The organism is Paenibacillus sp. VTT E-133280 (genome assembly GCF_002264385.1).
GTDB lineage: Bacteria > Bacillota > Bacilli > Paenibacillales > Paenibacillaceae > Paenibacillus_AQ > Paenibacillus_AQ nitricinens.
Map to the genome: position 1 here is coordinate 21,637 of NZ_NFUX01000075.1, position 13,262 is coordinate 34,898.

At 44.0% G+C, this 13,262-nt stretch carries 6 protein-coding genes; 2 read left to right on the forward strand and 4 right to left on the reverse strand.

Annotation, left to right across the window (positions count from 1 at the left end):
• Positions 1-37 precede the first annotated feature (37 nt).
• The 4 genes from CA600_RS25465 to CA600_RS25480 form a co-directional block, all read right to left on the reverse strand.
• Entirely contained in the window at positions 38-7,285 is a 7,248-nt protein-coding gene (locus tag CA600_RS25465; protein ID WP_179281731.1) for an S-layer homology domain-containing protein, read from the reverse strand.
• A 459-nt stretch (positions 7,286-7,744) separates the two neighbouring features.
• Positions 7,745-8,755, reverse strand: coding sequence for a ketoacyl-ACP synthase III (locus CA600_RS25470; RefSeq protein WP_094873946.1), 1,011 nt, complete (start codon positions 8,753-8,755; stop codon positions 7,745-7,747).
• Between the two features lie 132 nt (positions 8,756-8,887).
• Complete coding sequence (locus tag CA600_RS25475; protein ID WP_094873948.1) at positions 8,888-9,601, reverse strand: DUF3153 domain-containing protein; 714 nt, start codon at positions 9,599-9,601, stop codon at positions 8,888-8,890.
• A 213-nt stretch (positions 9,602-9,814) separates the two neighbouring features.
• Positions 9,815-11,212: an MATE family efflux transporter gene (locus tag CA600_RS25480; RefSeq protein ID WP_094873950.1), complete on the reverse strand. Its 1,398-nt coding sequence runs from the start codon at positions 11,210-11,212 to the stop codon at positions 9,815-9,817.
• Between the two features lie 160 nt (positions 11,213-11,372).
• Between CA600_RS25480 and CA600_RS25485 the strand changes: the two genes are divergently transcribed.
• Positions 11,373-12,254 carry a helix-turn-helix transcriptional regulator gene (locus CA600_RS25485; RefSeq protein ID WP_094873952.1) on the forward strand — a complete coding sequence of 294 codons (882 nt, stop codon included), beginning with the start codon at positions 11,373-11,375 and terminating at the stop codon, positions 12,252-12,254.
• A 232-nt stretch (positions 12,255-12,486) separates the two neighbouring features.
• Positions 12,487-13,262 (forward strand): collagen-like repeat preface domain-containing protein (locus tag CA600_RS25490; RefSeq protein WP_179281732.1); only part of this gene is annotated, 776 nt, incomplete at its 3' end.

Consider the following 13,262-nt stretch of genomic DNA (forward strand, 5'->3'; position numbering starts at 1 on the left):
GAGGGGATTTTTCATTTAGGGAGCTTACCATTTCATTTTAGAATTTCGCAAGTAGATTTGAAATACTCTGAGCTGCCTCGGCACGGGTTGTCATCGATTGCGGAAGGAAGTTACCATCCTGATGACCCGACAGAAGCTTAGCTTCTAGCGCACCTTGTACATAGGTTACCGCCCAAGAACTAACTTTAGAGCTGTCCTTAGTCGCATGGAATGAACTTACTTCCGGCTTAACGCCCGTACGATATGCATAGGCTCTTACCAGCATAGCTGCCATTTCCTCGCGGGTAATCTGTTGATTCGGGTCAAAACGATCCTCGGATACGCCTTGAATAATACCTGCTTCAAAGGTTGCATTGACCGCCTCTTCATACCACGATCCAGCGTCTACATCTTGGAATGAAGTCGGACGACTCGCAGTTAAGGAAAGCGCTCTGCTGAGGAGAGCTGCATATTCCGCTCTTGTGATGAAACCCGATGGGTTAAACATAGAGTCAGATTGTCCCTTCACAATTTGTTTAGCAGATAGTTCCTGAATGGTCTTGTATGCCCAGTGACTATCAGGTACATCTCGATAGCTGCTTTGGAACGAAAGAACTACGTATTGGCTAAAATGATTCAAATCTACGGTAAGACTGGTTTTGGACGGATTCATCGTCCCACCTAGATAGGTAAAGTTCCCATTGTCCTCAATACGGTAAATACCAGCTAGAGCTGGATTGGTTCCATTCAGAATCGGTAGTGTTATCTTCACGGGTATAGGGAATTGTTTCAGTGAATATTTATTACCAGACTCATCTGACATGATTAATGAGAAGTCCATGATGTCACCAACCCGTGAATACGGTGGAGTTATTGTTAGTTGATTTGATTGAATAGCTTCCATCTTCAAAAGTATTGTTGCTGTCTTCGCAGTTGATGGCAGAAGCTTACGAAGCTCGTTCAATACTTTGGAGGACATAATGGCACGAACCCCATTCACTTGTATCTCTAGATCCCTATTGCCGATCTGATCAAGTTGATCGATCGGAATCATTACTTGATTCTTATCTCCTTGAAGCTGTAAGATGATGTTTCCTTCAGCACTCTTCGTTAAGAGTTCATCTGGGATAACAACCGCCCCTGCGGGCAGCTCCGGCTTCACCACCACTGGCGGCGTAACGCTTGATCCTGGGTTCCCCCCACCCGTTGGTGGTGTTGTCGACGTATCATTTTCGCGCATAACAGTAATTGTGTAAATCTGTTTGGTTCCATCTTGAGCTGTCACAGTTACGGTGATCATATTAGTGCCGACATGTAAATCTCCACTACCTGTAATCTTAACTACGCTAGTCGGATCGTATGCCGTATAGGTAATATCCGTTACCGACGTACTATAGGGAACCGTTACGTTATAGTTCAACGTACTAGGTGCAAAAGCTGGCAGAGTTTCCCCATTCATTCGTAGATCGGACAGCAGAATTTGGTTAGGTAAGGATTCTGACTCACGGATGACGATAATCGTATACATATTCGAGCTGCCGTCTGGAGCTTGAACATGCACTTCCACAAGATTCTCGCCTACTTGCAGAGATTTACCACCCATGACATGAACACTTAGCAAAGGATCTGCCACCTTATAAGTAACCTCTGCGACCGAAACATTATTAGGTACACGAACCGAATAATTCATTTGATCCGGTGTGAAGCCCATCAACGATTGACCGTTTATCTGAAGATCTTCTAGTGTTGCCTGAGAGATCTGTACTTCTTTAGTTGCAGTGGTCAAATTCGGCATCGTTTCATGCCCTTTCGCATCTGCAATCATCGCTTGCGTAATTTGTACAGCAGTAGCCTTTTCTTGCGGTGTTACTTCTAGCTTAACAATAGGAGCATTTGCTTGAATGCCATTTGTTGACGTTAGAATGATTCTTGTCGCTCCATTAACTGTCTCTTTACGAACCATCTTAACACCTGGTTGAGCCGGTTCAATCGATGAGAAGTTAAGAGTACTAGCGTCTATGTTCAAATCGATGGCTGTCACATCTGAAATAGCATTGTTGATCGATACTTCATAACCTTTGAGCTGTTGTGTAGCAGCATCCACTACTTTCGTGAATTGTAAATCTGCAGCACCCGATTGTTTCTGCTCGGTCTGCGGTATGAACATACCGTCAATGACATGAGAATCTCCAATGGCCGGATTCAAGCCAAGTGCAGTTAGCACCGTTGCAGCCAAGTCTCTTGTATTCCCACCTTGCAATAATTTTTCCGTTCCTGCTTCGGTGGCTACCGTTCTACCATTCGCTGCGAAGAAGATTGTGGTGGCAAGGGGCTCATCTTGCCCGTGACTTGTTGCCATACCCAAAGTTCCGTCTGCATTCTCTTTGCCCCCACCATGGTCAGGCAGCATGAGGATAAGCGTGTCTTCCAGCAAATCATTGTTCTTTAAAGCATCATAAATAGTCTGGACATTCTTGTCCGTCTTCTTTAGTTGTTCATAGTACGCCTTCGTATAGAACCCTTCACCGTGGCCAGCCCCATCCATATCATCCAATTGGAAGAAAATTAACGAGGTATCTTTCGCTTTGCCGCTAGCTGCGTATTGCGTGAATGCCGCTACATCCTCTTCATCCCCCAAGGAATAGCCTTCAACACCAACAGAAGGTTCAATATGCCCCTGCACAATGTTGCTCCATGTAGAGAACACCGTTTGTTTCGTAGCAGGTAATGCCTCTCTTATTTTTTTGAATACCGTTGGGTAGTCCCATGATTCACTGTACGTGTAGGCTGCGGTATCGTCATTATATAGACCATGCTTCTCATAACCGACACCATTAATCATCGAGCCCCAGTTTGGAGACGAGCTGGATGGTAACGTGGTTTTGGCCGTATAGCTAATGGCTCCATGCTCGATAATATTGCGAATGGCTGGAATTTGCAGACGATCGCCTACCTTTTCTTTCTTGGAGCTAGGTGTCTCCCAATAAGGAGCATCTTTTGAGACGGATACGCCTCCACCATCAATCCCGATAACTACTACACGTTTATAGGGCTGGTATTGGACCTCGGCTGCAATATCTGTTAACTCTTTATCCGAAATGCCTTTCGCAAGTGCAAGGTCACCTATCGTAACATAACCATCTTCATTAAGATCTTCGGAAGCTTTGGCATGGATCTGAATAACGGCAGGCACCGATTCAAATGCCTTAATCGTTAGTTTTGTTGATCCGGTATAGAAATCTGCATGCTTTACTTCGATGATACCTTGGCCGGAAGCACCAAGCGTATTGAATTTAAGCTCCGAAATTCTGGATTTCGCATACTCCAGCGGATTCTCGATGTTATAGACATTACCCCCTGGCAGTTCTAGTCTAACGATACCAAGGGTCGAATTGTCTGTCTTCGTTGCGCGAGATGCGCTGACAAATTCGAATTGTGCTGGATCATAGGCTATCTCAACGACAGCTTTGTCCACTTTAGTCGTCATATCAGGTGTACGCAGATCTAGGTTATATCGGAATTGCGTACCTTGAATCGTGTGCTTAGCTCCGATCAGATTTAATGAACCTGAGAAATCCTCAATGGAAGCAAGCGGCGGAGCACTGTTATACATATTAGAAACTTCCTGAGCGGTTAATGCTCTTCCATACATATGAAGCTCATCAAGCTGTACTTGCAGCGCATTGCTGTAATTGCCTGTACCATCATTTCCGATCATGGTTGACAATCCTGTATCCAGCGTACCCTTTCGACCTGCAATCGTCATGGTACTTGCGATCCCCTGATAGTTCGAGCCATTAACTTTGGTCACATTTACAGGAACACCATCTTTATAAAAATCAACTCGCCCTGAAGCACGATCATGCGATATGGCTATATGATGCCAAGTACCATCTACAACATTTGGAATTTGGGCATCTGCACGCGATTCGCCGGATGTATTGAAGTTCCATTGAAGTGCACTTCCCTTCAGCGCTAAGGCATAACCTACATTTGCACCAGAATCCCAATTCTTATTGGATAGAATCGCAGGGTCTCCTAAGACAGAAGGTGATTTAACCCAAAATGCGTACGAGAAGTTCTTGTCCTTGCCGAATTGCAGACTTGTTGGTTTGCCAAGATCAACATATTGCAGCGCTGAACTCTTGGAATCGATACTCAAGGCTTGTCCGACGCGACCTTTCACGAACTGTGGATCTTTAACCGGTGTTGCCGGTATAGCATTTACAGATTGATCCTCCAAATTATTCTCGAAGGACATCTGTAGAAGTGTGTCCGCAGAGAATACTGAGCTACCGGTAAAATCGATTTCACTCATACTGGTGAATAAAGCGGTTGGGTTATAGGTGCTCGTGACAACAAATTTCACATATCTGCCTTGTATCGCTTTATCCAGCCTATTGAAATCTTGATAGCTCGTGCCTTTCCAGGTTTTCTGGAATGTGCCGCTCGCTTTATTCGCCGGATTACTCAGGTACACCGGATCGGTCAAATCCGATAATTGATCCGAGGCGTAGAGTTCAAAATCCTTTGGAAATTCCAGAGCCGTCTGACTTAAGCGGCTAGTGCGCCCAATACCAGTTAAGTTCTTACTACCCTTCATGTCGATAATCACCCAATGTGGAAATGAAGCGACAGGCTCCTGCCATTTGGAATGCCAAATCGTAGCCGTATCATTATCAAGGATGTTCGCAGCATTGGCATTTTCATTGTCCGCATAAGAACTAAAGGAGTCGATAGTGAATGCGTTCTTAGGAATAAAGGAATATATTGCTGCCTGTTGTATTTTTTTATAGACCCACTGAAGCCCGACATAAGCAAGGTCAATTTCGGTTGGGCTATTACTTGCCGTCAGTTGTCTGGCTTTCTGAAGTTGGCTTGCAAGCTCGCCCAGCTGGTCTTTCGGGTAAGATACACCACTGACTTTATCGCTGTTCTGTTGAAAGGATGCAGCGTCATGAATTAATGTAGTGAGCTGTTCAAAGGTAAAAAGCTGAACACCCTTATAGGAATCCGACAATGCTTTGTTTTCCGCGGCTGTGAGAGATCTCTTCCAAATTCTCAGATCATCTATGGTAATCGTTGCTCCGCCATTTCCTTTGTTGCCATCCACACCAATCAGCGTGTTAAAGGTTGTATCTACACTTTGAGTACCAAGCGAGGCAATACTCCCCGATGCCTTCTCCGTCCCATCTACATAAACTTTTGCTAAGTTGTTTGTTCTGTCCGCTGTAATGGTAAAGAGATGCCACTCCATTCCTACACTTGATGCTGTAATATCCGCTCTTTTCGTTCCATCACTAATATTTAAGGTCATACCATTGGTGGAGGCAGGTCCAATATACCAGCCTAGGTTACTGCCACTATTCCAGTTTTTATTGGAAAGGATAGTCTGATCCCCGGAAAGATTGCCTTTGTGCCAGAAAGACACGGTGAAGCTTCCTGCTCCGAATTTCAAATCATCACGCCTGCCCAAATCAATATAATTACTATTACCCGCTGCAATGAGCGCAGCTTTATTGGCTTTACCATCGACATACGTTACATTGCCTGCTAGACTTGCTAGCCCTGTCACGTCTTTAGCTTCATCGGATAGGTTACCATCCAATTTCATATCGACAACTAGATCCTTCCACATGGTCGATGGGTCAATTGGCGTCAGTTCAGGTCCTTCATTGCCGGCTGTGAACGATTGCTCTAGCGTTGCAGAGCGATTCCCGTAGGCATCCACAGCTGTCACTTGAACAATGTATGAAGTTTGAGGAGCAAGTCCTTCGAGTGGAATATTCATTGCATTCGGAATCGGGGAAAAGTAATAGTCAGAGAATACATTTACAGATTTGCTGCTGACTCCAGACCTTTTATCGATGACATTGATTTCATAATGATGCATAGATTGATCATCTTTCGCTTGCTTAAAGGAAAGTAAAGGTACCGTATCCTGATTCGTTATGTCGAGTTCACTATTGAATACAGGAGCAACCTTATTACGGTTAGCCGTAGTGTACTTGAAATTGCTCTTCATAGCTTCATTCGTTGAGCCTTTTAGCTGAATGACCCACTTCTCTCCAGCAACTGTACCCGCACTGTTGAATGGAGGCTGCGGCTCAGCCGTCCATTTACCGTCTGTGTAGATATCTCCAGGATCTGCGTTAAACGCAATACGATCCACTTCAACCCGATCCGCATATACCTCAACGAAGTCGGCCTGACTGACAGGAAATTCAAAACGTCCTTCAAGTCCCTTCTTAGTCACTTGGGAGTAGCCTCGATCGGATTCAATGTAAGACATGGAGCCAAGGTTAACTGAAGTGAAATCCTTCTGGTAAATGGAGCGATCATCACTAATATTCAGATGGGAATGTCCTGAGAAGGTAATCACTTGAGGATAGTCTTTGAGATCCGTATAAAGATTAGGATTGGATGCCTGTTGCCCATCCATTACCGTATTCGATATAGGCTGGTGCACATTCACGAAGATGGGGGTATTCTGATTTTTCGGATCAGCTGTGAGTTCTGCAAGTCTACCCTTTAGCCAATTACGCTGACCTGTATCTGAGTTATAATTGTTCCCGTTTAAAAATATGAAATGATAGCCACCGATTTCAGATTCATAGTAGCCATTCGGCTGGCTTGTGAACCAGTCCGCAGGATAATGTTCGTTGACTTTAGCAACGGTGGAATCGTGGTTGCCTATAGCCATCCGGATTTGGGTGTTATTCCACTGCTTTCTAGCTAAATTTTGCTCAAAAATTTCTCGAACCATCACATGATCATTGGGCTTGTCATTCCCATTATCATTAATCATATCGCCAACGATGAGTATTGCATCCGGGTTCGGGAAAATCGACCCTATCGTATCAAAGAATTGGGTATAACGGGCATCCGCTGAAGCATGTGAGCCTACATGTACGTCTGACATCGCTACAAACTGGAGCAAGGGCTTTTCTTTGGTCTTGATGATATAAGAGAAGGTTGCTCCTTTACTTGCCACGCCATCTTTGATCGCAATGGCTGACAAATTCGTTGTTTTGGAGATCGGGATCGGCGCGTTATATTTTAAACTATTAACATCCGGAAGCGTGCCGTCGAGTGTATAGTAAATGTCAGCATCCTGCGTTGCAGTTGTAAGGTGGATCGTCTGTACTTCTTCATATCGGCCGGTCGGTACAGAAGTCGTTGGTTGATCTACAGATAGAATCTCAGATTCTTCAGCTGCAAACACAGGGGTGATATTCGGCATTGTGGAACAAATCACTGTGAGTGCCAGTAATAATGCAACAAATTTCCTACCTTTTCTGAACAAAATCATCTCTCCCAAGCATTATTTTATAGTTTTGAATCACATGAGAACTCACCATCGACAGAAGAGCTAGCTACCCTATCCCGGATATATTCGATAACGCCTCCTTTCTTCATCCGATTCAAAGTACATCCCATACTATTATTTGGTAGCCTGGGGTCTGCTGTGTATATTGTAGGTATGGATTATTTGCATAACATTAAATATCTGTAAAATTCAAAAGATGCATCCAAAGACTGTGATATGGGTCAAAACGCCTAACTCAATCCCAAAAGTCGCCTATCAAATGAATAACATCTGCATACTATCAGACCAATATGATCATAACAGTAGCCAAATACATGCATAACACATGCCCAAAAATACTTTTAGTAACGAAACAAAAACGACCATCCCTCGGAAAAATACCGAGAAACGGTCGCATGTTTACAATCTTTTATATTTTATGTTTACCTGAACAACTCACAATGAAGTTGGCTCCCCTACCCGCTCATCTAAGTTCAGCTCTACCAGTTGACCCGCCTGGGTCAATCCCGCGCCAAAGCCATACATTAGAATCTTTTGCCCATTCTTTACTTTGCCATCACGTATCCCCAAATCAAGGGCTAAAGGAATTGTAGCGGCAGAAGTATTGCCAAAATTCACAAGACTATGCAGCACTTGCTCCATCGGATAGTTCAATCGCTCGCAAATCGGCTCAATCATCCGCATATTCGCGCTGTGTGGAATAAACCAGTCGACTTGTTCCAGACCCACTGCTGCTTTTTTAAGCAACTGCTGTATACCAAGAGGGACGGTTCTAACCGCCCAGCGAAACACCTCGCGCCCGTTCTGTACCAGCATCTGTGTGTCTACCAGTTCAATATTGTTAACCGTATGGGCTAGACCTGTGCGATACACATGATGCCCCCCGCTGCCATCACTAGCTAGCTGAAAGCCTAAAAATCCCGTCGATTCCTTATCACTCTCCACAAGCACTGCCCCAGCTCCATCACCAAAAAGGATACATGTACTTCGATCAGTGTAATCGGTAATCTTGGAGATCGTATCCGCACCAATCACTAGAACCTTACGGTGCATCCCTGAAGCGACATAGCTATGAGCCGTATGAAGCCCATATACAAAACCCGCACAGGCTGCGCTCAAATCTATAGCTCCAGCAGTCTGTGGAATATTTAAACGGTCTTGAATCAAAGAAGCTACAGAGGGAAAGGAAAAATCAGGTGTACTAGTAGCTACCAAGACCATGTCGACATCCTGAACGCTTTTTCCATAACGTTTCATTAGGTCCTGTACTGCAGCTACACATAAATCACTTGTGTATTCATCCTCTCGACTAATTCTGCGTTCACGAATTCCAGTCCGCTGAACAATCCACTCATTATTAGTATCCACCATCTGCTCAAGATCGGCATTCGTCAATCTTTTTGCCGGGACATAAGTTCCGATAGCTGTAATTTTTGCACCTGTCATTCCAATCACCTCTTCAATTAGTATCTGATATTAGTACTTGGTACTAATTATAACTCTACACCTGCTATAAAGTAAAGAAAGCCGGTAAAGCAGCATGGCTTCCCGGCACTATCAATACGTATCTCGACTCACTTAAGCACGATTTACTTTACGGTGTTTTCTTTTTCTGACGAACAATAGAATTGCAGCAATGATCACCACTACTAGGATGATTATCACGATCACAATATTCCATACGTTCGGCACATAAACCTGCATTTTGATTGGCTCTGTATCCCCAAGCGTAACATTCCAACTAAGTGTTCTGCCTTCATCAACAGCTGCATTATTATCACCAATTAGATCTATTGGCAACGTTAGTTTAAAATCAAATGCCAAGTTTTTCAGCACCGCCCGAATAATCGGCTTCGATAAACTCAATGTTCCCATGTTATCCATAATGGTATCCATATAGCTATTAAATTGAGGCTGTGCCTCAACATCATACGTGGTATATAACAAATTCTTTTTAGTAACGAGCTGTAGATCCACAATATCCAACCCCATAGAGGTTGAACCTATATCCTCAAATGAAGCGTAATTTTTCTGGATTTCATAGACTGTAGACTTACCTTCTTGTCGTTTTTCTAGCTGAATCCCATCCTCCTTCAATTTATCTGTCAGACTCTTCTCCATTTTATCGCTGATCAATGCCTCTGTTCGGGAATCCAATTTCACATTCATTGCTAAATCTACGCTTTTATTCTTATTCACCGTGACGTGAACTGTACCATTAGAACATCCCGATATTAATATCATCATTAAGAGCAGTACTAGGATCGTCAAGCCTCTCCATTTTAACGGCATTTTTCTCAAACCCTTCAATAGTATGTATTCCTAAAACAGCTACCCATGCTCTAAAGGCTAACTCATTTATCCCTTTGAATCAAACTTAATATAAATTAATCCTATATATTCTCAGAAAAAAGAGGTTATCTCAAAGTAATAAGTTCTACTCATAAGATCACCTCTTTCTCCAAAAAACCACAGGCAAATCGCTTTCTGTATTCTATTCATTCCTTAAATGCTAAGGGAGGTCCTTCTTTTACTCCCTCTGTGAATAGATGCATTCTCTTCGTTTTTTAAAATATCCGCCTGACGGAGAACTTTCCTACCTCTCCAGCGCATTAGAACAAGCATCCCCCGCACAAACTCATCAGCAATCATACAGCAGTAGATCCCTGTGAGCCCCCAGCCTAAGCTGATTCCAAACCAATAGGAACAACCAACTCCAATAATGGACATAGACACGATAGAAGTATACATCGTATAACGGGTATCACCGATGGCGTTCAGCGCATTACCCATGCCCATGTTCAGCATTTTGCAAGGCTGGAGTAGGAGATTTAGAGCCAGTAGAGAAATCCCAATCGCAATAATCCGCGGGTCGGAAGTGAAATAACCTAGTAGATTCCTGCCGAAAAGAAATAGCAGTAACATGTTCGCTGATACAATAGACAAGCCGATATACAGCGTGCGATATGCACTACGATAAGCCTCCTTCAGCTTCCCTGCCCCGAACAAATGCGCGATCTGTATCTGTCCAGCCAGAGCGATTGCATAACCTAACGTGAAGCAAAAGGATTCTAAGGTATTGAGATAAGTCCGTGCGGCTAACGCTTCTGCACCCAGTGCGGCTAGAAAGGAATAGACAATCAACTGCGAGAACACCCAGCAGGAAGAATTAATTCCAAGTGGCCAAGCAATCTTTATAATTTCCTTGAATAGCTTGCCGTTGAATATACGGAAATCCCTAAGTCTAATCTTAATCTCGAAGGAACCTCTAAACATGGTATACAGCATGATCACTCCGACCAGTCTACTGATAATACTTGAGATTGCGATTCCCGCAAGCCCTAGCTGTGGCAGACCGAACATCCCGAATATAAAGGTATAGTTCAGAATAATGTGAATGACATTTATGATGACCCCTGTGTACATTGGACCTCTGGTGTTCCCTGTATTACGAATCGCTGTTCCCAGGGAAGCAATCATCCCCACCAAAAATAGACCGCCACCGACATACGAGATATAAATATTGGACAGTGATAATAGCTCAGGCGAAATATTTAGAATCCCCGCTATTGGACCCGCATAGAAGAACAGGATGATACTCACGACAATACCAAGAATGAGACTAACCGATACGCCCATAATTGCAATCGTACGTGCTTCGCTGAAACGTTTTGAACCCATTCTTTGCGCGATCAGGATCCCCGCCCCGCCCGCAAAGGTGGTAAAAAGTGTGGTCAACGCACCGAACAATTGATTAGAAATGCCGACTACGGCGACTGCATCGTCTGAAATACGGCTGACCATGAGTGTATCCACCGTACCTAGCAGGGTCTGAAGAAACACCTCTATAAATATAGGCCAAGCCAATACCCATAGTCCAAAGCCCTGTCTTTCTTTTTTCACTAAATAAACCTCCCCTTAAACCAAACATGCATATTGGACCTAAGATACAGCATATTTCTTCTTTAGGTCAGACTAAATTATAGATGATATACTTTTGGTGATGGTACATATTTCAAACCAATAATTTCATTATATCAACCTCATAAAAGGAGATCTCTCCATGAACATTATTAATTTCACCGTCCCGCCAATGCTCTATTATATCGTAAGTGGATTGCACACCTTCTCACCAGGGCATTACCACATGAGCCGCCACAATATTAAGGTATTTGACTTGCTTGTAGTCAAGCAGGGCTGCCTATATATGAATGAAGGAGGTCTCACCTTTCAGGTACGCGCAGGTCAGGCACTGCTTCTTCGTCCAGATAGCCATCATTTCAGTACGGACAGCTGCAAGGAACACACCTCTTATTATTGGCTGCATTTTCAGACAGTGGGCGATTGGAATATTTCCGAGGCTACAGCTTCAACACCAGAGACAGAACATACCAGAGTGGAGCATCCTCTTCATTCAGACGAATTTAATATACGCACTTTTACCTTACAGCTGCCCCAATATACCTCTCTGCTACAACCGTCCAAGATGGAAGAACTGCTCTCGCAGCTGAATCAACTAGCGCCTAATTCCCATTTGAGCGATACTCCATTTCAGCAGCAGTTGCTATTTCAAGAGGTTCTCCAGCAATTATCTGCCTCTCTGCGCCATGAGCGTCCCTCTCCCTCCAAAATATGTGCAGAGCAAGCTGCCTCCTATTTGCGCAGTCATTTCCGTGAGCGTATCACAGCACAGCAGCTAGGGGAGAACCTGAACTTTCATCCTGTATATATCGCTCGTTGCATGAAAAAGGAATATGGCTGTGCACCTATGGATTACCTGCTGCACTACCGAATTCAGCAGAGTAAGCTATTGCTGATGCAGACCAGTTACACGATTGCCCGGATCGCCGAGGAGGTTGGCTTCAATCAAGCACCTTATTTCAGCTCCAGCTTCGTCCGTATTGAAGGAACCACTCCACGGGAATTCCGCCAACGTTTCTCGTAATTGCCCTTCAATATAAAAGAATCGCTCTTATGAAGAGCGATGTTAATTAACTACTCTATCAAAAAGGCAGCTACCGTATTAGCAGTGGCTTGCCTTTTTGATGTAGGTTCATGTGTATCGACTTCCAGAGCGATTACTGTAACAACTTCCATTTCTCTGAATATGCTGATTGGGCAGGTTCCCAATTTTTAAAGGAATGAAGAGGAGAAGCTCAAGGAGGAGATACAGTAACATGTCGGAACATAATCATAGACCCTTTAAAGGTGACGCTATCCTAAACAAGCAAGGAAGAATAAGCAGTCCTATTAGAAAAAGGGAGTGTGCCGCTCTATTAAAAATAGTCACTGAGCTCTCTGCAGTGGTACCTCCCGCGCTTACGAATCCCACAACACTTCATATTACGAATCTTCAAAGAGTGTTAAGAGAACTCATGGAATTCTTGCATGACGCTAAGATATGCAGCCCTTTTAGAACGGAGCTTCTTTCTGTAGTAGAAATAACCATTGTTTCTACTGAAGTCAGTCCCTTCTCAGTCGTAAGCGTTGGCACCAATCTTCAACAGCTGTTAGCCGAGTTATTATCTTTTATTCTCGCTACGAAGATTGACGCTCATTGCAAAGATCAGTTGGTCATTCAAATCAGACATATTCAGGCTTCTATTTCACAAGCACTTGGCTTACCTATTAAGGGTGCGACGGGGCCACAGGGTCCTCAGGGACTCCAAGGTCCTCAAGGACTCCAGGGTCCTCAAGGATCTACTGGTGCAGGACTGCAAGGTATTGTAGTCTTCAATCCCGCACAAAGTCCTTCTTATCCAGCGGGTCAAGTAGTAACCTTTAATGGCAGCACTTATATAGCTACTGTTGCTGGACCCAAAGGAACACCAGGTAGTTCGTCAGATTATTTATTAATTGCTGGTGGAGCGACAGGCGCGACGGGAGCGCAGGGAGCACCAGGATCTCAGGGATCTCAGGGACTTCAAGGACCTCAAGGACCTCAAGGACCTCA

Coding starts and splice junctions, on each gene's coding strand:
- CA600_RS25470 (WP_094873946.1), bottom strand. CDS start 8,755: ATGACAGGTGCAAAAATTACAGCTATCGGAACTTATGTCCCGGCAAAA.
- CA600_RS25475 (WP_094873948.1), bottom strand. CDS start 9,601: ATGCCGTTAAAATGGAGAGGCTTGACGATCCTAGTACTGCTCTTAATG.
- CA600_RS25485 (WP_094873952.1), top strand. CDS start 11,373: ATGAACATTATTAATTTCACCGTCCCGCCAATGCTCTATTATATCGTA.